Here is a 25816-nt window from a genome sequence, read left to right on the forward strand (position 1 = left end):
GACGGGACCGCCTCGTGACGGGTCACCCCTGGGCGCCCCGCACCGGCTCGAGCAGTCGCTCCGCCAGCGTCGCCGCCGCTCCCCGCAGGGCCCCGCCGTGCACCAGTTCGGTCCGGTGGACCACGCGGGGAGCCGTCACCGCAACGGCGACCGTGCCGGGTGCGCCGGTCGCCGCCGAGCGTGGCAGCAGGGTCAGCCCGTGGCCGGCGGCGGCCAGGGCGGTCAGCGTGCGCAGGTCGGTTCCCTCGTAGCGCAGGGCGGGGCGGAAGCCCGGGCTGCCGGCCGCCGTGCGCAGCTGGGCGAGCGGCAGGCCCGCGTCCGGGGCGTCCAGCCAGCGGGCGTCCGCCAGGTCACCGAGCCGCAGCCCGCTGCGTCCGGCGAGGGGATGGGCCGTCGGCAGCAGGACGCACACGGGCTCCTCCCCTGCGCCCTCGGTCGTCAGCGGCGCGACATCGGGGAGCCGCAGCGGATCGCTGGGGGCGGCCAGCCCGTCGACCACACCCAGGTCGGCCGCGCCCGTGGCGACCGCGGCGGGAAGCTCGTCCCGGGTGAGGACGCGCAGCGTGACGCCCGCGGCGGGCAGTGCGGCGAGGACGTGTGCACCGAGCGCGGTGGGGGTCGCCGCGAGCGTCACCCCGAGCGCGGGCGCGTCCGCCATCCGGGCGACGTCGGCCCGGGCCGCCTCCAGCCGCAGCAGCAGCGGTGCGGCGTGCTCCAGGAGTCGTTCGCCCGCCGCGGTGGGCGCGACCGGACGCCGGGTCAGCAGCGGTGCGCCGAGGTCCTGTTCCAGCGCGGCGATGTGCTGCGACACCGCGGACTGGGTGTAGCCGAGCTCGCGCGCGGCCTCGGAGAAGGAGGCGAGCCGGGCCACGGTGACGTACGTACGCAGGAGATGTGGGTCCATGCCGTCCAGCATCGCCTACGGCATCAGGGTTGCTTATCGATGGTGCAGAAATCATCGTTGGACGTGAACCCGCGGTCGCGCCCAGCATGGTCCCCATGACAGCCCACACCACACACACGGCCCGTCTCGCCCTGGTCGGCGACCGCTCCCCCAACGTCGTGTCGCACGCTCGCATCCCTCTGCTGCTGCAAGCGCTCGCCGACCGCGACCGGCTCGTCCTCGACGCCTACTGGATCCCGTCCGAAGAGGCCGGGGACGAGGGCGCGGTACGCGGCTTCGACGCGGTGTGGGTGGTGCCGGGCAGCCCCTACCGCAGCGAGGCGGGGGTGCTGGCCGCGATCCGCACCGCACGCGAGGAGGCCATCCCCTTCCTCGGCACGTGCGCCGGCTTCCAGCACGCGCTCCTGGAGTACGCCCGCGCCGTCTGCAGTCTGACCCGGGTCGCGCACGCCGAGAACGACCCCGGTGCGGACGACCTCCTCATCGAACCGCTCGCCTGCTCTCTGGTGGGCCACGAAGCGGCGGTGCGGATCGAACCGGACTCGCTGGCCCATGCGGTGATCGGCTCCACGCGCACGGTCGAACGGTACTTCTGCGCGTACGGACCCTCCCGGCACCTCGACACGCTGCGCACGCACGGGCTGCGGTTCAGCGGTCACGACGAGGACGGCCATGTGCGCATCGCCGAACTCCCCGGCCACCCCTTCTTCCTGGCCACCCTCTTCCAGCCGGAGCTGGCCGGCGACGGCTCGCAACCGCACCCGGTCCTACGGGCGCTCGCGCGGGCCGCGGTGGAGCACGCGGCCGTCCGGGAGCGGGTGGCCTGACCGGGAACCCCCCTTGTCGGTTGCGGCTGTCGCGTTCGGCGAGTCGGCCCGGGATGCGGTCAGCGTGCCACCGGCGCCACCCGCCAGGTGACGGCCGGCGGCAGGTCGGGCACGAAACGGTGGGCCCGCCGGGCCAGGTCGGCCGCGCCGTAGCGGTGGCAGCCTCGATGCCAGTTCAGGATGCCGGACATGTAGTTCTGCAGTTCCACGACATAGCCGTCCATGATCGCGCGCGCCTCCTCGGGGAGGTCGAGGTCGTCGCAGAGTACGGGCAGTTCACGGGAGGCCACGTGCTGGAACTGCCTCATGCGCTGGGTCATGAGGTCGCCCACGAGGCGCAGGGCCGTCGGGTAGTCGCAGCCGAAGAAGTTCTGCACGACGAGCACGGCGTTGTGGATCTCACCCTCGTACTGGATCTCCTTCTGATACGAGAAGACGTCGTTGGTCAGCATCGCGTAGTCGACGGCCGCGTTCTCCAGAGCGCGGACCGTGCCGCTGCGGTACACCTCCGGCGGGACCTCGGGGCCGTGGCCCATGCGGCACAGGTTCTTGGTCAGGTCGGCACCGAAGGTGGCGCGGCGCATCTCCAGGTAGTCGACGGGGTCCGGGATGCGGTTCTGGAGCTGGTTGGACAGCTCCCACAGCCAGCTCTCGGTCATCGTGCCCACCGCGGCACGCAGCGTGCGCCGCTGCTCGGGGGTCATCGCCGCCGTCGTGCGCGTCCACAGGTCGATCAGACCGCGCTCCATGCCGTTGACGGGGACGGGCAGTCCCTCCCCGTCGACCGGCATGCACGACGACAGCCGCTCCGTGCACAGCTTGGCCGCGGCGAGGTCGCGTCGGTGGCCGAAGACGAGCGGGTAGTAGTCGTCCCCGTAGGTGCCCCAGGCGAGCCACTGGGAGCTGAGGTCCAGCGCCTCTGGGGTCGCGTCGGGGTCCAGGCCCGCCGCGCACAACGGGAGGTCGTACGCCACCAGTTTGTCCTCGTCCCAGACGCCCTCCTGGAGCATGCCCGTCCGGTGCATCCAGGGAGTGAGGCGGCGGCGGGCGCCGTCCAGATGGGGGCTGAGCTCCACCTCGTAGGGCATGAGGAAGTCGGGGATCAGCGAGGGTCCCACCTGCTGGAAAGGGACGTGCGTGTACGCGCGCAGCCTCTCTGCACCGGCATCGGCGAGCAGCCCGCGCACGTCGGCAGCGGACGTGCCGACCCCGGAGAGCCCGAAGGGCCGCCCCTTGGAGCGGGCGCCCTTGTTCATGTAGCGGCTGGACCTGAGGTGCCATTCGTGGCCGCCGGACTGCCAGTCCTGAAGACCCCGCGTGTAGGCGGCGACGGCGGCGATCTCGTCCGGTGCGAGGCCCTTCTCCAGAGCGAGAGCAGGTACTTCGGTGAGCGCGGTGTGCTCGAACTGGTGCAGCCGCGAGGTGAGGATGTCGTTGACGGTGTCGGCCGCTTCCTGCGTGCCGCAGCCGAAGAAGGTCTCCAGGACAAGGACCCCGTTGCTGAGTTCGCCCTCCTCCTCGACCTCACGCTGGTACGAGAAGAGGTCGTTGCGCAGATGGACACCGTCGGAGAACGTCTCCGTGAGCACACGCAGCGGCCGTGACGTGACGACGGAGGCGGGTACTTCGGCGGTGGCGAACTCGACGAGCCCCGCGGACCAGGGCGCGCCGCCGACCTTGCGGCGCATCTCGATGTACTCGACGGGGTTGGCGATCCGCCCTTCGTTGATGTTCGACAGCTCCCACAGCGACTCGCCCAGCAAATGCTCCGTGGCGACAGCGAAGCGCCTGCGCCAGTCCAGGGACATCGACGGCACCGTGCGCGCCCACAGGTCGGCGAGTCCGGCCTCGACGGGGTTCTCCGGCTCCGGAACGGGGGTCGCCAGGTCCAGGGGCATGAACAGGGGCAGCCGGTCCAAGTGGGCCTTGCCGCCCTCGCGGTCCTGGGTGCGTTTGAAGGCCTCCAGGAAGTGGTCGTCGAAGAAGAACACCCACACGTACCAGTCGGTGACGAGCGCGAGGGTCTGACCGTCGCAGTCGGGGTGCGTGTACGCGCAGAGCAGCCCGTAGTCGTGCGCGTCGAGGTCGGACTGTTCCCAGATGCCGGATCCCTCCAGCATGCCCATCGCGCGCGCCCATTGAGTGGAGTGGGCGCGCGCCTCGTCGACATGCGGGTTCAGCCGCGCGGGGTACGGCATGTAGAAGTGGGGGAGTTCGAACGGCTGCGTCATGGCCGGGCCCTACCCGTGGCCCTGCCGCGGCATCCGCGGGACGGAACGTGATCACACCATCGCGTGAAATCGGGGCGTGGAACCCATGGTTCGGCACCGAAAGGCACCGCCCCCCGCCCCGCACGCCCCCTTGCCGACCCACCTGCCCCGCGCCACCGTGGTCGTATGACCTCCTTCGTGCTTCCTCATGAAGTGCACGGCGACGGCGCCCACAAGGTGTTCGCGGTGCACGGCTGGTTCGCCGACCGGGCCGCGTACGCGGCGGTGTTGCCGGATCTCGACCGTGATGCCTTCACCTACGCCCTGGTGGATCTGCGCGGGTACGGGGCCGCGAAGGACGCGGCCGGCGCGTTCGGCACCGCCGAGGCCGCCGCCGACCTCATCGACCTGGCCGACCGGCTGGGCTGGGAGCGGTTCTCGGTGATCGGGCATTCGATGGGCGGCGCGGTCGCACAGCGGCTGCTGGCGCACGCCCCCGGACGGCTGCGCCGGATCGTCGGGGTCTCACCCGTGCCCGCCTCCGGGCTGCGGATGCCTGCCGAGCAGTGGGAGCTCTTCGCGGACGCCGCGCACAAGCCGGAGAACCGGCGTGTGATCATCGACGTCACCACCGGCGGCCGGGCGCCCGCCGCCTGGCTCGACCGGATGGTCGCGCGTTCGCTGGCGCACAGCGACGCGAAGGCGTTCCGGGCGTGGCTGGACTCGTGGGCCCAGGAGGACTTCCACGCCGAGGTCACGGGCTCGACCGTGCCGGCACTGGCCGCCGCGGGCGCGCTCGATCCCGCGCTGACGGCCGGGCTGCTGCGCGAGACGTGGCTGCGCTGGTATCCGCACGGCTCGCTCCTCGAACTGCCGTCGGCCGGCCACTACGCCATGGACGAGGCACCGCTCGACCTCATCCGGGCCGTGGAGGACTTCCTGCGCGCGGACCGGACGGAACGGAGCACCGCCTCCCCCGCGCTCGAGGAGGCCGACGCCACCGAAGGCTCCGGCGCGTGAGCGTCCGCGAGAGTGCCCCGGCCGTTCCCGACGTCTTCGACCCGCGCCGCTACGCCGACGGGGTTCCCCACGCCGCGTACCGCACCCTCCGCGATCACCACCCGGTCGCCTGGCAGGACGAGCCGGAGGTGCTCGGCTGGCCGGCGGGGCCCGGATTCTGGGCGGTGACCCGGCACGCCGACGTCGAGCGCGTGCTCAAGGGTTCGGCGACGTTCTCCTCGTACGTCGGCGCCACCCAGATCCGCGACCCGGAGTCCGAGGATCTCCCGTTCATCCGACGCATGATGCTCAATCAGGATCCGCCTGCTCAGGGCCGGTTGAGGCGGCTGGTCAGCCGTGCCTTCACTCCGCGTCGCATCGACCGCTTCGCGGCTCTCGCCCGCGTCCGCGCCCGCACCCTGTTCGCGGGCGCCCTGGACCAGGCGCGCGGCGGTGACGGCACCTGTGACGTCGTCGCCGCGGTCACCGACGACTACGCCGTTCTCAACCTCGCCGACCTGCTCGGTGTGCCCGAGTCGGACCGTGGTCTGCTGCTGCACTGGACACAGCGCGTGATCGGCTACCAGGACCCGGAGGAGGCGGGCGAGCCGCTCCTGGACGCCGGCGGCCGACCCGTCAATCCGCGGTCGCCCGCGGCCCTGCGCGACATGTTCGCCTACGCCCGGCAGCTCGCCGCGTACAAGCGGGACCACCCCGCCGACGACATCATGACCACGCTCGCCACCGACCCCGAACTCACCGGCTCCGAGCTGGAGATGTTCTTCTTCCTGTTGACGATCGCGGGCAACGACACCGTGCGCAGCGCTGCACCCGGCGGCCTGCTCGCGCTGGCGCAGCACCCGGAGGCGTACCAGGAGCTGCGCGCCGGACTTCACCAACTGCCCAACACGGTCGAGGAGTTGTTGCGCTGGCATCCGCCCGTGCTCAGCTTCCGGCGGACGGCGACCCACGAGACCGAGCTGGCCGGGCAACGCATCCACGCGGGCGACAAGGTGGTCGTCTTCCACGCGTCCGCCAACCGGGACGAGCGCGTCTTCGCCGCACCGGACCGGCTGGACCTGTCCCGGACGCCGAACCCGCATGTCTCCTTCGGTGACGGCCCGCACGTCTGTCTCGGCGCGCACTTCGCCCGGCTGCAGCTGAGCGCGCTCTACGAAGAGGCCCTGCGGGTCCTGCCCGCGCCGCGGCTCGCCGCGCCGCCCGGACGGCTGGTCTCCAACTTCATCAACGGCATCAAGTCGCTCCCGCTGCAGCTCACTTGACGGGTGACGGCCTGACCTGGATCAGCGCGTGCGCGCCGCTCGTGCGCCAACGCTGCTCCTCGGCGGCGACCAGGGCGGCTTCCGTGGCAGAGTCCAGCCCGACGATCACGTCGGACTTCAGGGTGCGCAGCGCGGCGACCGGGCCGGGGAAGCAGGCCGTCGTTTCCGCGAACGACGTCGTCGGCGGGTACAGCCGGTCGCCCACCAGACGACGGTAGTTGAGGTCGCCCTTGAAAATCGTCAGGTCCGCGGCGGCGAACTCCGTGCGCAGGTCGTCCGGCATGTCCGCGTACGGCAGCGGAGCACAGGAGAAGGGATGCGCACGGACCTCGAGGCGGCCCTCGGCCATCGCCGTCCACAGGCGCTCCCCGGCACCGGCTGCCGCGCCCGTCGCGCCGGTCAGCCGGCGCACCGCGTCCACGACGTCGGCCGTCGTGGCGTCGGAAATGTAATAGGGGTATGCCTTCACCTGCAGCAGAGCCCGCCGCACCCGCCCGTGGCGGAGCAGATGGTCGAGGAACAGCAGGTCCGGGATCAGCTCGCGGCCCGCGTTGTCGGCGACCAGGCAGACCGTGTCGGCCGGCAGCAGCGACCAGAGCACCTCGCTGTCGTCCGCGACGAGTCGGCTGACCGCTGTCGGGGCACCGGGGGCGGAGAGGCGAAAGCCGAGGTCTGCCCGGTTGCCCCACAGCGAGCCGTGGAGCAGCGCCTGCGCCTGCTCGTCGAGGGGCTGCTCCGTGAGCCGGTCGAGCGCCGCCAGCTCCTCGTCCGTCTCCGGCGAGTCGAGTTCGGCGAGCTTGAAGGGGCGGAACGGGTCGATGCCCCGCCAGGCGCCGGGGCCGAAGTAACCCACGGCCTGGAGGAGCCGGCGGTAGAAGTAGCTCTCGGACCAGAGGAAGGGCACCTCGAACCAGGACCGGCCGAGGTACTCCTGGGCGCCCCACGCCGCCCACCGCTCGTCGTCCTCGGTCCCGAGCGGTTCGATGACGCCCTCGGTGGCGCTGGTCAGCAGGTCCTCGAGCGCACGCCGCTGCGTCGGGCCGTAGGGAAAGGCCTCCCCCACCGCGCGGATCAGCGCCGGATGCCGTGCTGCGAGCACACCGTGCGGGAAGGAGCCCGGCTCGTCTGCGCGGATCACGGGGGCGTCAGGCATGGTCTTGGGCTCCTCCAGGGCCGGTCAGGATCCCGGGGGGCAGCTCCATGTCCTTGAACCGCTCCTCGAGCTGCCTTTCGTAGCCGGCCTCGGTCCACACGAACTTCTTGAACTGCTCCGGCGACAGCAGACCCTGCCACGGAGTGCCGCCCGGGCAGAACACCGACGCGCATCCGGAGCAGTAGTACGCAGATCGCCACAGCGCGTCGGCACGGGGTTCGCCCGCCGCCACCAGCGCCCGCTCCCGGCCCTCCCCGCGGACCGCCCAGATCGTGCCGACGAACAGCAGCACGGCGAGCAGTGACCCTCCGATCGTGTAGAGCGGCTTGTCGTTGTCGATGCCGCTGTAGGCGAGGGCGACGCCGATGCCGGCCATCAGCATGCCCTCCACGAAGTGCAGGCATCCGTCGAAATGCGAGGGGGCGCCCGGCGTCCGGGCCAGCCGGTCGGACAGACCGTCACGCATGGCCGCGTGATCGGCGCAGATCTCCCGGACCGCCCGCACCCCGGCCGAACCACAGCCCGGACATATCACCTCGACTGCCTCTGGGACGTTCTCCGTTGCCATGGGCCTACGCTAACGGCCGGCCGACCCGCTCTCGTCGGCCGGCCGCTTCCCGCGGGGGGGAACCCTCGATCCGGCCGAGAACCAACCCTCGATGCACGCCGGTTGCCCTCGGTGCGTCTCTCCCCGACGCGCGGTCAAGGGGCTGTCGCGTGTCTGAACGCGTGCCGCCGTAGCCCCGTACTCCTCGATACGCACCCGCCGCATTTGATGTGCCTGGAGACACCGGATGACCGCACACCGCACCGTCGCCGCGGCCGCCGTCGCCGTGGCGGCCACACTGCTGCCGGCGACGCCCGCCCTCGCCCATGGGGCACCCACCCATCCGGTCAGCCGGGTTTTCGCGTGCTCACCCGAGGGCGGCAGTCGCGCGACCGCGGCCTGCCGGGCGGCGATCGCGGCGAGCGGCGCGCCGTTCACGGCCTGGGACAACCTGCGCGTGGCCGGCGTGAACGGCAGGGACCGGCAGCTCGTCCCCGACGGCCGGCTGTGCAGCGGAGGCCTGCCCGCCTACAAGGGGCTCGATCTGGCGCGCTCCGACTGGCCGTCGACCCGGCTGACCCCCGGGGCCTCGCTGACGATCACCTACAGTTCGACGATCCCGCACACGGGCACGTTCAAGCTGTTCCTGACGAAACAGGGTTACGACCCCGCCAAGCCGCTGACCTGGTCCGACCTCCCGACGACGCCGTTCGCCCAGGTGACGGACCCACCGCTGACGAACGGCGCGTACCGGTTCAGCGCCAAGCTCCCGGCGGACCGGTCGGGGCGCCACGTGCTGTACACGATCTGGCAGAACTCGAGCACGACGGACACGTACTACTCGTGCTCGGACGTGGTGTTCCCGGCGTCCGGCAGCTCCGGCGCCTCGGGGGACTCCAACGCTTCGGGGAGTTCCAAGGCCTCGGGTGCCTCGGGCACCGCCGCGCACAAGGGCACGTCGAGCACACCCACGCCGTCGCCCAGCAGGCCGGTGGCGAGCGTTTCACCCGCGCCGAGCGCCCCGGCCACCTCGGTGCCCGGAACCCCGGCGGCGGCCACCGCGCCCCGCTCCGACAGTGGTCCGTCCCTGCCGCTGCTGGCGGGCGGCGCCTCGGCCGCCGCGGTGCTCGCCGGGGGCGCCGCCCTGGCGCTGCGCCGCAGACGCGGCTGAGACGGCCGCCTCCGGCTCCGCAGGGACCCGGAAACGGCCGTCGTCGGGTCCGGGCCGCGTCAGTTGACGTGGACCACCGGGCTGCCCGCCTGCGTGGTGTCGGTGACCGGCGCGTACTTCGCCGTGAAGTAGCCGTTGCCGAAGCACAGCGGGGAGCCGGAGGACTTGGTGAACTGCTGACCGGTGAAGGCGATGCTGTTGTCGGTGTTGCCGGCCGTGCCGGTCAGGCTCGGGGCCTGATAGACACATGTGACGGTGCCGAGCAGGGTGCGCAGCTTGACCGTGGTCTGGATGGTGGAGCCGGCGGCCGGGGTGGCGGTGACCGTGCCGTCGGAGGCGACCGTGGTGGTGTAGGGCAGGTTGTCGACGGTGATGCTGGAGACGCCCAGGACACCGGTGACGTTGCTGGTGCAGCTGCGGCTGTCGAAGGTGTGGCCGGTGAGCGACTCGGTGGCGGTGCCGAGCGCGGCAGGGTTGTCGGTGACGGCGGCGGTGAACGTCGACGAGCTGCAGGAGACGCCACTGGTGCCGGTGGCGCTGGAGTAGAGCGTGGCCGCGGTGCCACTGGCCAGCGAGGCGTTGAGGACATCGCCGACGGCGACGGCCGTGCCGCCCACGCCGCCGGTGGTGAGCACGGCGCCGTCCGCGGAGGCGAGGGAGGCCGTGGCCACGGCGAGGGCGGCGACGGCGACGGCGACGGCGAGCAGGGATCGGGTCGTACGCATGGAGGTGCCTCTTCTCCGAAGTGGGGGGTGTGCGGGTGATGTGTGCCGCTGCCGGCCCGTGACGCCTTCTCCGTACGCGACGGGCCGGCAGCGACAGCGGGGGGGACCGAGGACGGTCCGCGGGCAGGGGGAAGACGACCGTGCCGGTGTCACGGAGGGTGCTGGATCGCGGTCGGATGTGAAGGATCCGTGCATCGCACCGCGCGTGCAGAGGTGTCACCGACACCCCAGGAGGACGGGGCCGGGAGAGTGACGCGCGCCGTACGACGGATCCGACGCCACGGATCCGTGGAAAACAGGGGAAGTTGTAGACCTGATCAACCGTCAACGTCAATACAACGCACGGAGGTTGGTGACACCTGCCGCAGCGGCGCAGGTCGGCGGGCGCCTCCCGGAAAGGTCGGCGGCGGCCCGCACGCACAGGCGCCGCACAATCAACACCCTTTTGATACAACTCCCTTGACCCTTCGGTGTAACCCCCGGTAACTTCCTCAGCGGCAACTGCCGCGCCACGAGGCAAGCCCTTGCACACGCCGGGAGGTGTGGGGAGGCGTGCGCGGCAGCCGCTGCCCGCGCCAGGACAACGTGCCAGCGAAGCCCCACTTGCATTGACTGTGCCCAGGAGCAGACATGGCCTCGTCCTCGGACGCCACGGCGTCCCCTGGTTCCACCCCCGAAGACCCGGAAAGCGGTTCCACCGCCGAAGGGTCACCCGAACGACGCGGGCGGGTCCGCCTGCGCCGCGCCGCGGTGATGGCGGTGCCTGCCACCGCGATCGCCGCCGGTCTCGCGATCATGACCGCCCAGGGGGCTCTGGGCGTGCAGTTCGCCATCTCCGGCATGCCGTTCACGGTCACCGCCGAGGATCTGAACGGCACCGGCTTCGAGCAGTTCGGCGCCCTGGACACCATGGCGGACGACAGCCCGAACGCCGGCGACACCGGCGGCCAGGTGCTGGTCGTCACCTCCGCGATCAAGAACGCGACGCTCGTCAAGCTGTGCCAGAGCGTCGACCTCGGGGGCACCAACCTGAAGATCACCGCCGGTGGCGGCAAGGACAAGGTGATCGCCAGCGATCTGACCACCGACTCGACCGATCTGTCCGGCGACGCAGAATTCAACGCCATCGAGATCGGCAACGACGCGAGCACCCTGAGCAAGGCCGGGGTGCAGGGCAACAAGGGCGTCTTCAGCCAGCAGGCGGACACCGTGCACATCGCCAAACTGCGGCAGACCAACTACGCCACCACGGCCGGGGTCTTCAAGTTGCCAGGGCTCAAGCTCGGCTTCAGCGACACGGGTTGCTGATGGCGGGCCGGGCGAGGACCGCCTTCCGCCAGTGGCGGGCGGACCGGCCCTTCTGGGGCGGACTGCTGCTGACGCTGGGCGGAGCGGAAATACTCCTCACGGAGAAGGCGTCGATGAAGGTGGTCATGCACATCGGCATGCAGGGCCTGGCGGGATATCTGCTGCCGGCGGTGATGATGCTGTGCGGACTGCTGCTCCTCTTCAATCCGGCCCAGCGCCTGTTCTACTCGATCATCGGCATCCTGCTCTCCCCGGGCACCTGGCTGACATCCAACCTGGGCGGCTTCCTGATCGGCCTGCTGCTGGGCGCGACGGGCAGCTGCCTGGCCTTCGGCTGGCTGCCCGCCCAGGAGCCGCGCCGGGGTGTCCTGCGCCGCCGTCGCACACAGCCCCCCACTGTCGACGCGGCCACGTCCTGACACCCTCCCGCCCCTCGGCGGGCGGGCACCGGTCGCCCCGACCCCACATCACCACGGGGCCTTCCGCCGGCACCCGCCCGCCGAGGCGTACGACCTCCCACCCCGAAACGTGAGCACCCCCATACGCGACATTCGCGGCAATCCCGCTGAAGGGAATGGCCGCCTCGTTGAATCGAACGGCCGCAGAGAAGTCCCGCTGCCGCCGCGGGGCCATATGGATCAAGACGCACCGGGTGGACGAGGGCACCCCGACCGGGAGCTGTGAGCACGATGGGCACCGCCGCCGGCTCAGTCCTGCCGCTTGGCGGACACGGTGAAGCGTGCGCCGTCCGGGTCGGTCAGTATCGCGTCCTCGGCGCCCTGCTCCCACTGCAGCACGCAGCCGCCGTGCGCGCGGGCGGCCCGGACGCAGGCATCGACGTCGCCGACCACGAAGTGGACCTGCCAGTGCGGCCGGATGGTGGGGTCGGGCGCCGCCTCCACCGCCCCCGAGTGGATCCGCGCCACCACCGTTCCATCGCTGCGCAGGACGACCTCGTCACCGTCGTAGTGCACCTCGCAGCAGCCGGGGCGCGCAGAAGCCCAGTCGAGGACCTCCCCGTAGAAGATCGCGGCATCGAAGGCGTCGCGGGTGTGCAGCCGTATGAAGGTGGGGGCGGCCTCACGCCACTCCTCCCAGCCCGTCACGAGCGGGCCCTCCCAGATACCGAAGACGGCTCCGTCGCGGTCCGCGAGCAGGGCCGCCCGCCCGGGCGGGAGGGAGAGCGGACCGACGGCCGACGTGCCGCCGCGCTCGCGGCAGCGGGCGGCCGCCTCGTCGGCGCTGGCGACCGCGAAGTAGGGGGTCCAGGCGACGGCCATCTGCCACATCGAGGCAACGGCGGCGATCCCCGCCACCGGCACCCCGTCCGCCAGGGCCACCCTGAACCGGTCGCCCAGACTGTTGGGCCGCCACTCCCAGCCGAACACGGCCCTGTAGAACTTCTCCGCGGCCTCCAGATCGCGGGTGCTCAGACTGACCCAGCACGGTGCGCCGAACGCCGAGTCACTGGAGACTCCCCCCTTGCCGCGTTTCTCGTTCTTGACCATGACCACACCGCCCGGTTCCCAGGGGGAGATGCCGGGCACCTCCTCCCTCGTTCCTGCGTCCTTCGCTCAGGGTCTCCGGGTACCCCGATCGTGCCCTAGCAAGGATGCTCCTCCGGACGCCGGGAGTCATCCGGAGGAGCACCGGCGTGGCGCCTGAGGCCCGGAACCGCCTCGGGCGCCGACACCCGGCGACCAGTGCGGGGTGCTGCCGGCCAGACGGCAGGCGAGGAAGTACAGAGGGATGGGCGGCGTGTACGGAGAGTCACCGTCCGGGTGGTGGATCAGCAGCGGAGGGCCGGTGCGGGGGCCGCTCCAGGAAGGGTCGGTCAGGCGTGCCTCCGGCACCGCGTCGTCGCGCCCCAGGTACGCGTCGACGGCATAGCTCGTCGACGGCGGCCAGGTGACGCCTATGTCGGAGCCCGCGGGCACGATCCACCACCAGCGGAGGCCGTCGGCGAAGACACAGCCGACGCGAGGCAGGCACTTCATGATCCGTTCCCCGTGTTCCCGCGTGGTGCCCACCGCGTCGTACCCGAGGGCGGCGGTCAGCTCTTGCGGGAGCGCCAGGCGGTCGGCGGGCGGGTGCGGCAACCGGTCAGGGGCGTGCAGTCGTTCCATGGGGCGGCGGGTCCTCGTTGCTCGTTCGCCTCCGGGGCGCCTCAGCCGGTGTCGAGAGGCCGACCGCTTTCGGCCCTCCTCGGGCCTCCACGCGCTCGGTGTCTCGCCTCCGGTGCGCCCCTTCGGCTCAGTCGGCCGGGTGGGGGGCGGGCCTGAGGCGCGGGGCGGTGGGCGGGCCGGTCGCCACGGCTTCGCCGGGTTCGGGTACCAGTTCGGCCCAGACGACGCGACCGGAGCCGTGCGGGGCGTCCCGTATCCCCCAGTCGCTGCTGAGCACGTCGACCAGCAGGAGCCCGCGGCCGCTCTGGTCGTCCGGTCCCGGGTGGCGCCGGGCCGGCAGGGTCCCGCCCCGGTTCTCGTCCTGGACCTCGATGTGAAGTCGGTGGCCGTCGGTGCGTAACCGGCAGACGATCCGGTCGCTCGCGGTGTGCATGACCGCGTTGGTGACGAGCTCGGAGGTCACGAGGACAGCGTTGTCAAGGATCCCCTCTCCGGTGCCCCATCGGCCGAGCAGCCCTCTGACGTTCCTGCGGGCCAACCCCACCGCGGCCGGGACGGCCGGGAGGTCGAAGACATCGGACCTGTGGGGTGACACGCCCCCGGGGAGGCGGCCCAAGGACTGGGGGAGGGAGGGCGGAGCCATCGCCGTTCGCCTTTCGTCTGCCTGGGCACCCTGGCCGATGCCCCACCGCCGGACGTCGCGGCACGCGCCCCGTGCATCTCGCTCCGCATACACCGGGTCGCAGCTCCGTCTCCCCCAACTGGGCTGCTCCACGCCTTCGTTCGCCGACTGCCGACGCTGTGAACACTGTGGCACCCGCCAACGACGCCTCGCAACCAGCAAGTTGAAAATTGCATTTCGTGGGGTGCATGCTGCTCCGGTCGACGGGTGATCGTGACAGACTGCGACCGTGCATCCCGGGTGAGGGGGTAGGCGTGACCGCGGAGACCGACTGGGGCGGTGCCCCTTCCGTGCTGCGCATGATCCTCGGCAGACAGCTGGAGGAGCTGCGGACGCGCGCAGGACTGACGTACGAGCAGGCCGCCGAGGCGATCGGCGTCAGCCACTCCACGATCCGCCGCATGGAGGCGGCCAAGGTGGCCAGGCTGCGCCTCGCGGACGCCGAGAAGCTCCTGCAGACGTACGGCGTCACGGACCAGCAGGAGATCGACACGTTCCTGAAGTCGGTCCGCGAGGCCAACAAGCGCGGCTGGTGGCACACCTACCGCGATGTGCTGCCGGACTGGTTCGCGGCGTATCTGAGCCTGGAACAGGCGGCAGTGCAGATCCGTGCGTACGAGGCGGAGTTCGTGCCCGGGCTGCTGCAGACACACGACTACGCGCGCGCTCTGCTGAGCGCCGGGAACCCGCACGCTCCGGCCGAGGCGACCGAGCGGCGGGTGGCGCTGCGCATGCGGAGGCAGGAGCTGCTGTCGCGGCCCTCGCCGCCGCGCGTGTGGATCGTGATGGACGAGACGGTTCTGCGCTGGCCGGTGGGCGGCCCTGAGGTGATGCGCGCACAGATCGACCATCTGATCGCGATGAACGCGCTCCCCCATGTCACCTTGCAGGTCATGCCGTTCAGGAACGGCCCGCACCCGGCCATGCGCGCCGGTGCGTTCCATCTCTTCCGGTTCCGGGCCCCCGAGCTGCCGGACATCGTGTATCTCAGCGGCCTCGTGGGTGCCGTCTACCTCGACAAGACCGACGACGTCGTGGTCTACCGCGAGGCCCTGGACCGGTTGGGCGCACAGGCAGCGCCCGCCAGGAAGACCGAGGCCGTACTCGGTGCGATTCGCAAGGAGTTGTGAGAATGTCCTACCCCATACGGAGCTGCATGCCGTCCCACGCCCTCGGCGTCCGCGGCTGGTCCAAGCCCTGGAGCGACGACGCGGGCGGCGCCTGCGTGGAGGCGAAGAAGCTGCCCGACGGCAGCGTGGCCCTGCGGCAGTCCACCGACCCGGAAGGCCCCGCGCTGGTCCTCACGCCGAAGGAGATGGCGGGATTCCTCGCGAGTGTGAAGGCGGGCGAGGCCGACTTCCTGCTGTGACACGCTGCTTTCTATCGCTGCGTTCTCCCTTTTGCTTTCCCCATTGACCGCTTGTTTCTCTTGCCCACCCCCGACAAGACCTCCGGAAGAGGAGACGGCGTTGCCCGACAACGGATGGCCGGCCGACCGTATCGACACCGAGAGCGCGCACTCGGCGCGCATTTACGACTACATCCTCGGCGGAAAGGACTACTACCCGGCCGACAAGGAGGCCGGCGACGCCATGTCCCGGGAGTGGCCCGCCCTTCCCGTCCATATGCGCGCCAACCGCGACTGGATGAACCGGGCGGTGCGCTGGCTCGCCGAGGAGGCGGGGATACGCCAGTTCCTGGACATCGGCACCGGCATCCCCACCTCGCCCAACCTCCACGAGATCGCTCAGTCGGTGGCCCCCGAGTCCCGGGTGGTGTACGTCGACAACGACCCGATCGTGCTCACCCTCTCCCAGGGCCTGCTCGCCAGCACGCCCGAGGGGAAGACCGCGTACATCGAGGCCGACTTCCGGGACCCTGAAGCCATCCTGGGCGCCCCTGAGTTCCGCGAGATCCTGGACCTCGACCGGCCGGTCGCCCTCACGGTCATCGCGATCGTCCACTTCATCCTGGACGAGGACGACGCTGTCGGCATCGTGCGCCGTCTGCTCGAACCGCTGCCGTCCGGAAGCTATCTGGCCATGTCCATCGGTACCGCCGAGTTCGCGCCGGAGGAGGTGGGGCGCGTGGCCCGTGAGTACGCGGCGCGCAACATGCCGATGCGGTTGCGGACGATCGATGAGGCGCACGAGTTCTTCGAGGGGCTGGAGTTGGCCGAGCCCGGTGTGGTCCAGGTCCACAAGTGGCACCCGGACGGGACCGGCGAGCAGGGGATCCGGGACGAGGACATCGCGATGTACGGGGCGGTTGCCCGTAAGCCGTGAGGTGGGGGTGTCGCCCGTAGGGGGACTGCCGTTGGCCGGCTACGGGTTCGTCGTGGCTGGTCCGCGCAGTTCCCCGCGTCCCTGACGGCGAGCCGGGGGGCACCTTCACAACTGCGCCGACGGGCACCGGGCAGCGCCCGCCGTGCGCGAGGCATTGCCGCGCAGGAGGGCGAGTATGTCAGCGGGCCGCGGAGGCACGGGCGCGGGGAGGCCTCCCGCGGGGACGCTGAGCCGCCAGGGGCGTTCGCCGATCAGGGAGAGCCCGGTCCGGGCCGACGCGGTCAGATCGCCGGTGCCGGGCATCGACGCGGGCCCGGACACGGACGCGCAGGTCCTGGTGTGGACCGACATGCTGAGGCTGACCGGTGGCCGGGTGCCGAAGTCGTGAAGAAGTACGCGGACCTGCGTCAGGTGATGGACGACGCGGCGAAGGCGTTCGCCGAGGACGTGGTGGGCGGAACGTTCCCGCTCGAAGAGCACTCGGTGCACTGCCGGGTGCGGTAGTCGACGTACTGCGGGCCGCGTCCGGCTGGTCACACCCACGCGGCCAAGCCGCATGATGACCACTTCCCCGCCCCCCACGGGGCGCGCAGCAGCCCGCCGACCGCCGCCGTACTCGTTCATGGCGGGATGGACTCCGAGCCGCACGGCAGCAGTCCGTGCCCGGCCTCGTCGTCCGCCCCGACCAGCACGGAGGGGCGGGCGCCACCGGCTGGACCGCGCCCGCCGGAGAGCCGCCGGGCGCGGTCCAGTCGGTGGCCTGTGAGGACACGGGGGCCCGGCCGCGCCCGTGGCCCGACCACCCCGCCGGCATGGGGACCGGTGCCGTCGAGAACGACGCCTGCGCCCGGTGCTCCGGAGGAGTCGGGCGCCCGCGGCGGTCCGTCCGCGGTGTCCGCGGCGCGGTGTCCGCGGCGCGGACCTCAGCCCAGGCCGACCGACTTCAGCCAGGCCTTGGCGACGTCGAGCGGGTCACTGTTGTCGAGCTGCACCTGGGTGTCGAGGTCCAGCAGGGCCGCCGTGTCCAGCTTGGCCGACACCGCGTTGAGCGCGTCGACGCCCTTCTGGGACAGCCCCGACTTGTAGACGAGCGGCTGCACGTTCTCGAACCCGAAGAGGTTCTTCGTGTCCTGGAGGACGACGTGCTTCTCCTTGGTGATGGTCGGGTCCGTGGTGAAGAGGTCCGCGGCCTGCACGGTGTTCTTCTTCAGCGCCGCCTGGGTCAGCGGGCCGCCCGCGTCGAGGGCCTTGAAGGACTTGAACTGGAGCCCGTAGACCGTCTTCAGGCCCTCCAGGCCCTGCTGCCGGGTCTGGAACTCCGGAGAGGCGCCGATGACCAGGTCCTTGGCGATGTCCTTGAGGTCCGCGATGCTGGACTTGTCGGTGAGGTTGTACTTCTTCGCGGTGGCCGCGTTGACGGTGACCGAGTCCTTGTCCTGCGCCGGCGCCGGCTCGAGCAGCGTCAGCTTGGAGTCGAGCTTGGCGTTGATGGCAGCCGTCGTGGCGGCCACCGTCTTCGGGGCGGCGTCCTTGTCGAGGTAGGCCAGCAGCGCGCCGTTGTACTCCGGCAGGACCGTGATGGAGCCGTTCTTCAGCAGGCCGTAGGTGGTCTCACGGCTGCCGATGTTGGGCTTGTAGGTGACCTTGATGCCCTTGGCCTTGAGGGCTTCGCCGTAGATGTCGGCGATCAGGATGCTCTCGGCGAAGTTGTTGGAACCGACGACGACAGTGCTGCCGTCGGCCTTGCCACCCGAGAGCGGGTTGTCGGACTTGTTGTCGGAGGACGAGGAACACCCCGCGAGCAGTGCCGCCGTGGCGGCGAGGGCGACGGCGGCCGCACCGGGGAGTCTCCTGCTGGACGTGCTGGTGTTCGCGGTAGAAGTCACGATTCCCGTTCCGGGCTGAGGGATTTGGGCTGTGCGGGGTGCGGGTGTCGCACTCTACTGATCCAATCCAGCCCGTTCTCACTCAGTCAAGAGCATTCTGGTCACCGATTGGCCTCGATACACGGCCGGTTGTGAACGTCCGGTTGTGAAGAAGTGACGGACGGACGGGGGCGGAACCACGCGCTCTTTGTAATGGATTCTTGACGTAGGGCGAACGGAAACAAGCCTCCAAGAGGCGGTACTCTCCGGGAAGTTGGCGACGGGCTGCAGTGTGGGCCGACAACGGCGTTCCGGGCCGCCTTGTACCGTTCTGCGTCGACCCCGGTCGTTCCGCTTGTGATCCCGGTCGATCGATTACGGTCACGTGCATTCTTCCCGCGCCCCAAAGACGCCTTCGAAGGAGGCTTGGTGTCCACGAACGAAGTGGACGCGCCGGCCCGGCCGGCGCCGTCGCCGCCGCCGGGGAGCGGCATACGCGGCTTCGCCGTCCGGTGGCCGTTCAGGCGCAAGCTCAACGTTCTCGTCGGCGTACCGCTCGCCGTGGTCGCCGTGCTGCTCACCTATCTCATCAGCGACCAGGTGGGGCAGGCGCGCAGCGCGGCGTCGGCGGCCCAGCTCGTGCGCGACAGCGAGCAGGTCGCGGTCCTCGTCGACCAGGTGGAGCGCGAGCACCAGCAGGCCATCCTGCTCTCCGTGCGGTACGAGGCCGCGGGCGTCGGCGCGAAGCCCTCGCTCGCCGCCTTTCGCAAGGCACAGGCCGCGGTGGACTCCCAGGTCGAGAAGGTCCGCGGCACCTTCGGTGACCGGCTGCCGGACACCGAGGCACAGGCACTCAAGGAGATCGAGGGCCTGACCAGTCTGCGCGAGACGGTCGCGCAGAGCTATCTGCCCGCCGACAACATCGACCCGGCCTACACCAACGCCGCCGAGGGCCTGATCGACGGGCTCGGCCTCGACCGCAACGCGGCGCTCGCCGCCACCTTCACCGGCAATCTGCTGGACTCCCTGCTGCGCGCCGACGCCGCCCACAGCGCCTTCGAGACCAGCGTGTTCTCGGCGACGACCGGTGACACCAACGCACTCATCGAGTTCACGGCCGCGGTCGGCTCCTACGAGCTCTACACCTACCAGGCCGACCGCTTCGGGCGGTTCGCCACCGAGCAGCAGACGGAGGAGCTCTCCGGGATCGAACACACCCTCGCGCAGCGGGCCATCGCCGAGTCCTATGCCGAGCTGCAGATCGACCCCAGCGGGCTGCAGGCGAACACCCCGGCGGAGATCCACCGGGCGTTCGCCGAAGCTTTGTACCACTACCCCGACTATCCGAAGCAGGCCGAGAGCCGGCTGGGGATCACCGCCTCACTCATCGGCCAGATCGCCGACCGCGCCGACGGCGCCTCGAACGACGCGTGGTGGCGTGCCGGTCTGCTGCTGGGCCTCGCGCTCCTCGGCTTCGTCGGGTGGCTCGCCCTCTCGGTGGCCGTGCGCCGTTCGGTGGTGCGGCCGGTCCAGGCGCTCACCGGCGTCGCCCAGCAGGTCGCCGAGGTCGCCGGGCGGGAGCTGGCCCGTGTGGCGGACGACGACGCCGAGGACGACGGGCCGCCGCGGCTGCGGGAGGTTCCGGTCACCGCGCGGGACGAGATCGGAGAACTCGCCGAGGCCTTCAACCACGTGCAGACCACCGCGGCCGCGCTGCTGGAGCGCCAGGTGCTCAGCCGCCGCAACGTCGCCGAGATGTTCGGCAACGTGGGACGCCGGGTCAGCAACCTGACCACCCGCCAGTTGGCGCTGATCGACGCGGTGGAACGCGGCGAGACCGACCCCGCACTCCTCGAACGCCTCTACTCCATCGACCACATCGCCGTACGACTTCGGCGCAACGCGGACAGCCTGATGCTGCTCGCCGGCATCCGCGAGACGGTCCTGGCCGCCGGACCCACCCCGCTCACCAACGTGGTACGCGCCGCGCTCGGCCAGATCGAGGGCTATCAGCGGGTGCGGCTGCACGCCGAGACCGAGATCATGGTGGAGCCCGACATCATCGGCGACCTGACGCTGATGGTCGCCGAACTCCTGGAGAACGCCGTCGGGTTCTCACCCGCGGGCAGCCCTGTCGAGGTGACGGTCCGCAGGGGCAGCGAGGGTGCGGTGATCGAGGTAGCCGACCACGGCCTGGGCATGAGCGCCGAGCGGCTCGCCGAGGAGAACGCGCGGCTGATCCGCCGCGAGCGCCTGGACGTCGTACCGACGAGGGTGCTCGGCCTGTTCGTGGTCGGCACCCTGGCGCGCCGCTGGGAGGTCGGGGTCGTGCTGGCCCGTACGCCGGGCGGTGGTGTCACGGCGACGGTGGAGATCCCCACCTCGCTGCTGCTGACGATGAGCCCGGTGGACGCGCCGGGGGCGGAACCCGCGCCCGCCGCCCCGGCTCAGCCGACCGCCGAGGTGTCGGTCCCGGCCGGGCGGACGTCCGCCGCTGACCCGTCCGGCCCGGTGCCGTCGGCCGTCGTCGCCCCGGAGGTCTCCTCGGCCGCCGAACCGCCCGCCTCCGCCCCGGACGAGACCCGGGCCGCCGGAGGGCCCGGCGCCCTGCCGGTGGGCGGCGCTTCGCAGGCCCGGCCCGGTGCCCTGCCCCGGCGGGTCCCGCCCGGTGAGCCGGTCAAGGCCGAGGAGGAAGCGGCCGAAGACCTCCATGAGCGTGCGGACCGTACGGAGCCCCGTCCGCGCGGCCGTGACGGCTCCCCCGACCGTACGGCTGCGCACGACCGTGCCGAGGATCCCCCGCTCGTCCCCCGCCCCCGCACGGAGGGCACCGGGCCGACGCCCTCACCCGCCGAGGACGCTCCCGGCGCCGCGCGGCCCCTGCGCCGTCGGGTCCGGGGAGCGACGCTGCGGACCACCGCCGACGCCGGCCGGCAGGCGGTGCGGGTTCCCCGGCCCGCCGACGCGGAAGAAGTCCGGTCCGCGCTCGAGGAGTTCGAGGCCGCGGTGGAGCGCGCCCACCGCGACAGCACCACCCGAACGACCCCCCACGACACGCACGACCAGAACCACCTCCCGGAAGGAGCGGAGCAGTGAGTACGTCGACAGGTGACACTCCGACGGGAGGCACCACGCCTGCCGACCTGCAGGCCGCCGCAGCAGACTTCACCTGGCTGCTCAACCGTTTCGCGACCGAGACCGCGGGCGTCGTCGACGCCATCGCCGTCTCCTCCGACGGCCTGCTCATCGCCGTCTCCGAGCTGCGCGAGCACGCCGACTCGGAGCGGCTCGCCGCGATCGTCTCCGGCATCACCAGCCTCGCCGCCGGCGCATCCGGCAACTACGGCCTGGGCGGCCTCAACAAGGTCATCATCGACCTGGAGGGCGGTCACGTCCTGGTCTCCGCCATCGGCAGCGGCGCCGTGCTCGGCGTGGTCACCGACAAGGAGGCCAAGCTGGGCAACATCGCCTATGAGATGACCCTGTTCGCCAACCGGGCCGGCGCCGCCCTCAGCCCCCAGCTCGTGCTGGAGCTGAAGAACAGCGTCGGCGCCGCCTCGACGGGGTGACCGGTCTCCGCCCGGTCGAGGAAGGAAGTAGCGCCCATGGCGGACGGCCGCACTTCGCGCGGTGCCGGCGAGGACGGGTTCACGCCGGGCCCGGGGGAACCGGTCGGCCCCGTCCCCGCCGTACGGCCGTTCCTGGTCACCGCGGGCCGGGTGGCGCCCACCACGTCCGGACGGCCGGTCCCCGTCGAGACCCAGGTGGTGGCCACCGCCGCGGGTCTCGAAGTACTCGACCGGCTCTCGTTCGAGCAGCACGACATCGTTGCCGCATGCAGGCAGCCGCAGTCCATCGCGGAGATCGCGGTCCGGCTGCGGTTGCACCTCAACGTGGTCCGGGTCCTCGCCGAGGACCTGCGCGCCGCCGGGCAGTTGACGGTGTACGTGCCACACACCGACGTCACGCACGACGCGTCCGTCCTGCGAAGGGTTATCGATGGCCTTCGGGCCATCCCCGACTCCCGGGGGGTACTCCGTGACACCGACTGAACCGGTCGCCCGCGGCGCGGTAGCGCAGACCGCCGTACGACCGCCGCTGCCGGTCAAGATGGTGATCGCGGGCGGTTTCGGGGTGGGCAAGACCACCGCCGTCGGCTCGATCTCCGAGATCGAGCCGCTGACCACCGAAGCGGCCATCACCGAGGTCGCGGCGGGCGTGGACGACCTCACGCACACCCCGCGCAAGACCACGACCACGGTCGCGATGGACTTCGGCTGCATCACCATCGACCCGACCCTGAAGCTGTACCTGTTCGGCACGCCCGGACAGGACCGGTTCGGCTTCATGTGGGACGACATCGTGGAAGGTGCGGTCGGCGGACTCGTCATCGTCGACACGCGCCGCCTCGACGACTGCTACGCGGCCGTGGACTACTTCGAGCACAAGGAGATCCCGTTCGCGGTCGCCCTCAACGCCTTCGACGGCAAGGTGGAGTACGACGTCAACGAGGTCCGCTGGGCACTGGACGTCTCCGAACACGTCCCGGTCGTCGTCTTCGACGCCCGGGAGCGCGGCTCGGTCCGCGACGCGCTGCTCGTCGTACTCGAGCTGGCGCTGGCCCGTACGGAGGGATGACACGGACGCAGGAGGGCCCGGGGCGGTTGCTCGCCCCGGGCCCTGTGTGCGTCCTCAGGCGCTCCTGCGCACACCCGGGGAGACGGCGACCCGCGTCACCGCCCAGAACAAGGTGAGCGTCGCCAGCGCCAGCACGGCCACCAGCGTGGCACCGCCCACCACCTTCTCGTAGTTGCGCTGGTAGAGCCCGTCCACGATGTAGCGCCCGAGGCCGCCGAGGCTGACATAGGCGGCGATGGTGGCCGTCGAGACGATCTGGATGGCCGCCGAGCGAAGACCGCTCAGGATCAGCGGCAGCGCGACCGGCATCTCGACCGCGAAGAGGATCCTCGGTTCGGTCATGCCCATGCCCCGCGCGGCGTCCACCGGGGACGGGTCGACGGACCGCACGGCCTCGTACGTGGTCACCAGGATCGGCGGCACGGCGAGCACCACCAGGGGGATCATCACGGGGAGCAGCCCGAGCCCGAGCAGCACGAACATCAGCACCAGCAGACCGAAGCTGGGCAACGCCCGGGCGGCGGTGGCGATGAAGGCGAGGGCGTTGCCGCCGCGGCCGGTGTGGCCGGTCAGCAGACCCACCGGCAGCCCGATGGCGGCGGCGATGACGAGCGCCATCAGCGAGTACTGGACGTGCTCGAGGAGACGGTGGGGGATGCCGTCGTAGCCGTGCCAGTGTGCGCTGTCGCTGAAGAACGCGTTGACGAAGTTCAGTACGTTCACCGGGCCGCGTCCTCCACTGCGACGGCGGCCGGTTCGGGCCGCGCGAGTGCCTTCTGCTTCGTGCGCGCGCCACGCGGCATCCAGGGCGTCAGCAGGACCCGTACGAGCACCAGCAGAGCGTCGACGAGGATGGCGAGGACGGCCGTGGTGACCACGGAGTTCACCGCCAGCGCGGGCCGGTGGTAGAACATCGCGTCGGCGAGCAGGTTGCCGAGCGCACCCTGGTTGCCGATGAGCGCGCCGACGCTGACCAGGCTGATGCTCGACACGGTCGCCACCCTCAGGCCCGCGAGGATGGCGGGCACGGCGATCGGCAACTGCACCTGGACGTAACGGCGTACGGGGCCGAAGCCCATGGCGGTGGCCGCGGCCAGCGTCTCCTGCGGCACCGAGCGGACACCGTCCACGATCGCCGGAACGAGCACCACCAGGCTGTACACCGCCAGCGGGATCATCACGGTGATCTCGCTCTGGCCGGTGTAGTCGATGAGCACGACGAAGAACGCCAGCGACGGGATGGCGTACAGCACCGTCGTCACGCCCAGCACCGGCGGGTACAGCCAGCGCAGCCGCACGCACAGCTGGGCGATGGGCAGGGCCGCGACCAGACCGGCCAGGACCGGCAGCAGGGCCTCCCTCAAGTGAAGCCCGATCAGACCGAGCCAGCTGTGCTGGAGGTCGCTCGGGATGTCGAAGAACCCGCTCATCCGGCGACCTTCTCGTCCCGGTGGCCCGCCGCGTGGGCGCTGCGGATCGCCTCACCGATGGTCTCCTGCGACACGACCCCGACCACCCGGCCGGTGCCGTCCACCGCGACGGCCCAGCCGGTGGGCGAGAGCACGGCGCCGTCGAGGGCGGCGCGCAGAGAGTCCTTGCCGTACTCGAACGGCCGCCCGTACGGAAGCAGTCGCTCCGGCGCGATGCCCCCGGCGGCGAGGTCCTTGGGTTCGCTCCAGCCGAGCGGCCTGCCGTCGAGGTCGGTGACGAGCAGGTACGGCACGTCGGGCGCGCCACGGGAGGCGATCTGCTCGGAGGTGGAGTCGAGGGCGACGATCGGCGTCTTCTTCAGCTGAAGGGTCTCGGAGGTGAAGAACGACAGCCGCCGGATGCCGCGGTCGGTGCCCAGGAAGTCCTCCACGAACGCGTCGGCCGGGGACGACAACAGCTCGGCGGGCGGCGCGAACTGGGCGAGCCTGCCGCCGGTCCGCATGACGGCGACCATCGTGCCGAGCCGGATCGCCTCGTCGATGTCGTGGGTGACGAAGACGATGGTCTTGCCCAGCTCGTCCTGGATACGCAGGAGTTCCTCCTGAAGGCCCTTGCGCACGATCGGGTCCACGGCGGAGAACGGCTCGTCCATCAGCAGCACCGGCGGGTCCGCAGCGAGCGCCCGCGCCACGCCGACGCGCTGTTGCTGTCCGCCGGAGAGCTGGTACGGGTACCGCTTGGCGAGCGACGCGTCGAGCCCGACCCGTTCCATCAGTTCCCGGGCCCGTGCCCGGGCCCGGTCCTTGCTCCAGCCGAGCAGCCGGGGCACGGTCGCGATGTTGTCGACGATCGTGCGGTGCTGGAAGAGACCGGCGTTCTGGATGACGTAACCCATCGACCGGCGCAGCGAGTTCACGGGTTGCTTGCCGATGTCGACGCCGTCGAGGGTGATCGTGCCCTCGCTCGGTTCGATCATCCGGTTGATCATGCGGAGGGTCGTCGTCTTGCCGCAGCCCGAGGGGCCGACGAAGACGGTGATCGAGCGGTCCGGTATCTCCAACGACAACCGGTCGACCGCCACCGTGCCGTCCGGGTACCGCTTGGTGACTGAATCTATCCGTATCAAAGCGCCGAATACCCTTCGGGTGTGGCAGGAGCGGCTGATCCCGGCCGATGTCGCACGAGCCGTTGCGGGGAGAGTGTAGACGGCTCATGTTGCGGCTCCGTGGCCGGTGACCTGGCGGTCGCCCCGCCTCACACGGGTGCCGTGGCGACGGGAAGTCCCGCGGTACGACGGCCGCACGGGCCGACCGGCCACCGGGCTGCTCGCCATCACCGTCCTTGCGCCGATGCTCACCCCGGATCGACGGTGAGGGCGCGCCTACCGGCTGCGTGCCTGCGAGGTCGAGCCCGGAGTGGTCCTGGTCAGCGCCGCGCCCAGGGCGGACATCCAGAACACCGTACGGCAGTTGATCATGGTCCAGGTGGTGGCGTTCGCACTCGCCCTGCTGTCGCTGGTCGTCTTCGGGCGGAAGATGCTGCGGCGCGGTCTGAAGCCGCTCAGCGACATGGCGCACACGGCCCACGGCATCGCCTCGCACGACCTGTACTCAGCCACCGCTGACGGCCCGACGGCCACGGCGCAGACCACGTTGCAATGAG

At 71.2% G+C, this 25816-nt stretch carries 25 protein-coding genes and 2 pseudogenes; 15 read left to right on the top strand and 12 right to left on the bottom strand.

The window, feature by feature from the left end; genetic code table 11:
- Positions 1–22 precede the first annotated feature (22 nt).
- The gene (locus ACZ3TS_RS26150) at positions 23–904 is read right to left on the bottom strand and encodes a LysR family transcriptional regulator (protein WP_467622318.1); all 882 of its coding nucleotides are present in this window, start codon (positions 902–904) and stop codon (positions 23–25) included.
- A 95-nt stretch (positions 905–999) separates the two neighbouring features.
- Between ACZ3TS_RS26150 and ACZ3TS_RS26155 the strand changes: the two genes are divergently transcribed.
- Positions 1000–1731 carry a CTP synthase C-terminal region-related (seleno)protein gene (locus ACZ3TS_RS26155; protein ID WP_467622320.1) on the top strand — a complete coding sequence of 244 codons (732 nt, stop codon included), beginning with the start codon at positions 1000–1002 and terminating at the stop codon, positions 1729–1731.
- A gap of 59 nt (positions 1732–1790) precedes the next feature.
- Here ACZ3TS_RS26155 and cyc2 read toward each other — a convergent pair whose 3' ends face one another.
- Positions 1791–3962, bottom strand: a complete 2172-nt coding sequence (gene cyc2, locus ACZ3TS_RS26160; protein WP_467622323.1) for a germacradienol/geosmin synthase Cyc2 — start codon at positions 3960–3962, stop codon at positions 1791–1793.
- Between the two features lie 165 nt (positions 3963–4127).
- Here cyc2 and ACZ3TS_RS26165 point away from each other — a divergent pair, with 165 nt between their 5' ends.
- Positions 4128–4961 (top strand): alpha/beta fold hydrolase, encoded by an 834-nt coding sequence (locus ACZ3TS_RS26165; RefSeq protein WP_467622326.1) that lies wholly within the window; start codon positions 4128–4130, stop codon positions 4959–4961.
- A complete protein-coding gene (locus tag ACZ3TS_RS26170; protein WP_467622329.1) occupies positions 4958–6223 on the top strand; it encodes a cytochrome P450 in 1266 nt (421 codons plus the stop codon). The genes ACZ3TS_RS26165 and ACZ3TS_RS26170 overlap by 4 nt, the downstream gene beginning before the upstream one ends.
- Here the strand turns inward: ACZ3TS_RS26170 and ACZ3TS_RS26175 are convergent.
- The gene (locus ACZ3TS_RS26175) at positions 6216–7376 is read right to left on the bottom strand and encodes a damage-control phosphatase ARMT1 family protein (protein WP_467622332.1); all 1161 of its coding nucleotides are present in this window, start codon (positions 7374–7376) and stop codon (positions 6216–6218) included. The two genes, ACZ3TS_RS26170 and ACZ3TS_RS26175, sit on opposite strands and share 8 nt — an antisense overlap.
- A complete protein-coding gene (locus ACZ3TS_RS26180; RefSeq protein WP_467622335.1) occupies positions 7369–7944 on the bottom strand; it encodes a hypothetical protein in 576 nt (191 codons plus the stop codon). Before ACZ3TS_RS26180 ends, ACZ3TS_RS26175 begins: the two co-directional genes overlap by 8 nt.
- A 226-nt stretch (positions 7945–8170) precedes the next feature.
- Here ACZ3TS_RS26180 and ACZ3TS_RS26185 point away from each other — a divergent pair, with 226 nt between their 5' ends.
- On the top strand, positions 8171–9094 hold the full coding sequence (locus ACZ3TS_RS26185) for a lytic polysaccharide monooxygenase (RefSeq protein ID WP_467622338.1): 924 nt from the start codon (positions 8171–8173) through the stop codon (positions 9092–9094).
- Positions 9095–9153: 59 nt separating this feature from the next.
- On the opposite strand, the gene ACZ3TS_RS26190 is transcribed toward ACZ3TS_RS26185, so the two are convergent.
- Positions 9154–9819: a Tat pathway signal sequence domain protein gene (locus tag ACZ3TS_RS26190; protein WP_467622341.1), complete on the bottom strand. Its 666-nt coding sequence runs from the start codon at positions 9817–9819 to the stop codon at positions 9154–9156.
- A gap of 630 nt (positions 9820–10449) precedes the next feature.
- On the opposite strand from ACZ3TS_RS26190, the gene ACZ3TS_RS26195 reads away from it, so the two are divergent.
- Together ACZ3TS_RS26195 and ACZ3TS_RS26200 are read left to right on the top strand one after the other, a co-directional pair.
- Positions 10450–11127 carry a DUF6230 family protein gene (locus ACZ3TS_RS26195; protein ID WP_467622344.1) on the top strand — a complete coding sequence of 226 codons (678 nt, stop codon included), beginning with the start codon at positions 10450–10452 and terminating at the stop codon, positions 11125–11127.
- On the top strand, positions 11127–11546 hold the full coding sequence (locus tag ACZ3TS_RS26200) for a DUF6114 domain-containing protein (RefSeq protein WP_467622347.1): 420 nt from the start codon (positions 11127–11129) through the stop codon (positions 11544–11546). The genes ACZ3TS_RS26195 and ACZ3TS_RS26200 overlap by 1 nt, the downstream gene beginning before the upstream one ends.
- 288 nt (positions 11547–11834) lie before the next feature.
- Here the strand turns inward: ACZ3TS_RS26200 and ACZ3TS_RS26205 are convergent, their stop codons facing one another.
- The 3 genes from ACZ3TS_RS26205 to ACZ3TS_RS26215 form a co-directional block, all read right to left on the bottom strand.
- A complete protein-coding gene (locus tag ACZ3TS_RS26205; protein ID WP_467622406.1) occupies positions 11835–12635 on the bottom strand; it encodes a VOC family protein in 801 nt (266 codons plus the stop codon).
- Positions 12636–12761: 126 nt separating this feature from the next.
- Entirely contained in the window at positions 12762–13253 is a 492-nt protein-coding gene (locus ACZ3TS_RS26210; RefSeq protein WP_467622350.1) for a hypothetical protein, read from the bottom strand.
- A 127-nt stretch (positions 13254–13380) separates the two neighbouring features.
- Complete coding sequence (locus ACZ3TS_RS26215; RefSeq protein WP_467622353.1) at positions 13381–13896, bottom strand: ATP-binding protein; 516 nt, start codon at positions 13894–13896, stop codon at positions 13381–13383.
- 293 nt (positions 13897–14189) lie between these two features.
- Here ACZ3TS_RS26215 and ACZ3TS_RS26220 point away from each other — a divergent pair, with 293 nt between their 5' ends.
- The 4 genes and pseudogenes from ACZ3TS_RS26220 to ACZ3TS_RS26235 all read left to right on the top strand — a co-directional run.
- Positions 14190–15065: a helix-turn-helix domain-containing protein gene (locus tag ACZ3TS_RS26220; protein WP_467622356.1), complete on the top strand. Its 876-nt coding sequence runs from the start codon at positions 14190–14192 to the stop codon at positions 15063–15065.
- A 2-nt stretch (positions 15066–15067) separates the two neighbouring features.
- Positions 15068–15304, top strand: coding sequence for a DUF397 domain-containing protein (locus tag ACZ3TS_RS26225; protein ID WP_467622359.1), 237 nt, complete (start codon positions 15068–15070; stop codon positions 15302–15304).
- A gap of 100 nt (positions 15305–15404) precedes the next feature.
- The gene (locus ACZ3TS_RS26230) at positions 15405–16220 is read left to right on the top strand and encodes an SAM-dependent methyltransferase (protein ID WP_467622362.1); all 816 of its coding nucleotides are present in this window, start codon (positions 15405–15407) and stop codon (positions 16218–16220) included.
- Between the two features lie 289 nt (positions 16221–16509).
- Positions 16510–16724, top strand: a pseudogene (locus ACZ3TS_RS26235) (3-methyl-2-oxobutanoate hydroxymethyltransferase); the annotation flags it as partial.
- Between the two features lie 419 nt (positions 16725–17143).
- On the opposite strand, the gene ACZ3TS_RS26240 reads toward ACZ3TS_RS26235, so the two are convergent.
- The gene (locus ACZ3TS_RS26240) at positions 17144–18106 is read right to left on the bottom strand and encodes an ABC transporter substrate-binding protein (RefSeq protein WP_467622365.1); all 963 of its coding nucleotides are present in this window, start codon (positions 18104–18106) and stop codon (positions 17144–17146) included.
- Between the two features lie 408 nt (positions 18107–18514).
- Here ACZ3TS_RS26240 and ACZ3TS_RS26245 point away from each other — a divergent pair, with 408 nt between their 5' ends.
- From ACZ3TS_RS26245 to ACZ3TS_RS26260, 4 genes are read left to right on the top strand one after another with little or no spacing between them, the layout of a single operon-like run.
- On the top strand, positions 18515–21181 hold the full coding sequence (locus tag ACZ3TS_RS26245; RefSeq protein WP_467622368.1) for a sensor histidine kinase: 2667 nt from the start codon (positions 18515–18517) through the stop codon (positions 21179–21181).
- A complete protein-coding gene (locus tag ACZ3TS_RS26250) occupies positions 21178–21654 on the top strand; it encodes a roadblock/LC7 domain-containing protein (RefSeq protein ID WP_467622371.1) in 477 nt (158 codons plus the stop codon). The genes ACZ3TS_RS26245 and ACZ3TS_RS26250 overlap by 4 nt, the downstream gene beginning before the upstream one ends.
- Positions 21655–21690: 36 nt before the next feature.
- Complete coding sequence (locus tag ACZ3TS_RS26255; protein WP_467622374.1) at positions 21691–22137, top strand: DUF742 domain-containing protein; 447 nt, start codon at positions 21691–21693, stop codon at positions 22135–22137.
- Entirely contained in the window at positions 22124–22723 is a 600-nt protein-coding gene (locus ACZ3TS_RS26260) for a GTP-binding protein (RefSeq protein WP_467622376.1), read from the top strand. The genes ACZ3TS_RS26255 and ACZ3TS_RS26260 overlap by 14 nt, the downstream gene beginning before the upstream one ends.
- Before the next feature lie 54 nt (positions 22724–22777).
- Here ACZ3TS_RS26260 and ACZ3TS_RS26265 read toward each other — a convergent pair whose 3' ends face one another.
- The 3 genes from ACZ3TS_RS26265 to ACZ3TS_RS26275 are packed head-to-tail and all read right to left on the bottom strand — an operon-like array spanning position 22778 to position 25280.
- Positions 22778–23446, bottom strand: coding sequence for an ABC transporter permease (locus ACZ3TS_RS26265; RefSeq protein ID WP_467622378.1), 669 nt, complete (start codon positions 23444–23446; stop codon positions 22778–22780).
- Positions 23443–24153, bottom strand: a complete 711-nt coding sequence (locus ACZ3TS_RS26270; RefSeq protein WP_467622380.1) for an ABC transporter permease — start codon at positions 24151–24153, stop codon at positions 23443–23445. The genes ACZ3TS_RS26265 and ACZ3TS_RS26270 overlap by 4 nt, the downstream gene beginning before the upstream one ends.
- A complete protein-coding gene (locus ACZ3TS_RS26275; RefSeq protein ID WP_467622383.1) occupies positions 24150–25280 on the bottom strand; it encodes an ABC transporter ATP-binding protein in 1131 nt (376 codons plus the stop codon). Before ACZ3TS_RS26275 ends, ACZ3TS_RS26270 begins: the two co-directional genes overlap by 4 nt.
- A 256-nt stretch (positions 25281–25536) precedes the next feature.
- Between ACZ3TS_RS26275 and ACZ3TS_RS26280 the strand changes: the two are divergent.
- Positions 25537–25785, top strand: a pseudogene (locus ACZ3TS_RS26280) (sensor histidine kinase); the annotation flags it as partial.
- Positions 25786–25816: the final 31 nt, after the last annotated feature.

The organism is Streptomyces sp. NPDC022910, from assembly GCF_055561075.1.

Excerpts from the sequence above, each read along its gene's own strand:
- ACZ3TS_RS26205 (WP_467622406.1), bottom strand. The coding sequence starts at position 12,635 with ATGGTCAAGAACGAGAAACGCGGCAAGGGGGGAGTCTCCAGTGACTCG.
- ACZ3TS_RS26185 (WP_467622338.1), top strand. The coding sequence starts at position 8,171 with ATGACCGCACACCGCACCGTCGCCGCGGCCGCCGTCGCCGTGGCGGCC.
- ACZ3TS_RS26270 (WP_467622380.1), bottom strand. The coding sequence starts at position 24,153 with ATGAGCGGGTTCTTCGACATCCCGAGCGACCTCCAGCACAGCTGGCTC.
- cyc2 (WP_467622323.1), bottom strand. The coding sequence starts at position 3,962 with ATGACGCAGCCGTTCGAACTCCCCCACTTCTACATGCCGTACCCCGCG.
- ACZ3TS_RS26150 (WP_467622318.1), bottom strand. The coding sequence starts at position 904 with ATGGACCCACATCTCCTGCGTACGTACGTCACCGTGGCCCGGCTCGCC.
- ACZ3TS_RS26200 (WP_467622347.1), top strand. The coding sequence starts at position 11,127 with ATGGCGGGCCGGGCGAGGACCGCCTTCCGCCAGTGGCGGGCGGACCGG.
- ACZ3TS_RS26165 (WP_467622326.1), top strand. The coding sequence starts at position 4,128 with ATGACCTCCTTCGTGCTTCCTCATGAAGTGCACGGCGACGGCGCCCAC.
- ACZ3TS_RS26210 (WP_467622350.1), bottom strand. The coding sequence starts at position 13,253 with ATGGAACGACTGCACGCCCCTGACCGGTTGCCGCACCCGCCCGCCGAC.
- ACZ3TS_RS26255 (WP_467622374.1), top strand. The coding sequence starts at position 21,691 with ATGGCGGACGGCCGCACTTCGCGCGGTGCCGGCGAGGACGGGTTCACG.
- ACZ3TS_RS26195 (WP_467622344.1), top strand. The coding sequence starts at position 10,450 with ATGGCCTCGTCCTCGGACGCCACGGCGTCCCCTGGTTCCACCCCCGAA.
- ACZ3TS_RS26215 (WP_467622353.1), bottom strand. The coding sequence starts at position 13,896 with ATGGCTCCGCCCTCCCTCCCCCAGTCCTTGGGCCGCCTCCCCGGGGGC.
- ACZ3TS_RS26155 (WP_467622320.1), top strand. The coding sequence starts at position 1,000 with ATGACAGCCCACACCACACACACGGCCCGTCTCGCCCTGGTCGGCGAC.
- ACZ3TS_RS26180 (WP_467622335.1), bottom strand. The coding sequence starts at position 7,944 with ATGGCAACGGAGAACGTCCCAGAGGCAGTCGAGGTGATATGTCCGGGC.
- ACZ3TS_RS26190 (WP_467622341.1), bottom strand. The coding sequence starts at position 9,819 with ATGCGTACGACCCGATCCCTGCTCGCCGTCGCCGTCGCCGTCGCCGCC.
- ACZ3TS_RS26175 (WP_467622332.1), bottom strand. The coding sequence starts at position 7,376 with ATGCCTGACGCCCCCGTGATCCGCGCAGACGAGCCGGGCTCCTTCCCG.
- ACZ3TS_RS26225 (WP_467622359.1), top strand. The coding sequence starts at position 15,068 with ATGTCCTACCCCATACGGAGCTGCATGCCGTCCCACGCCCTCGGCGTC.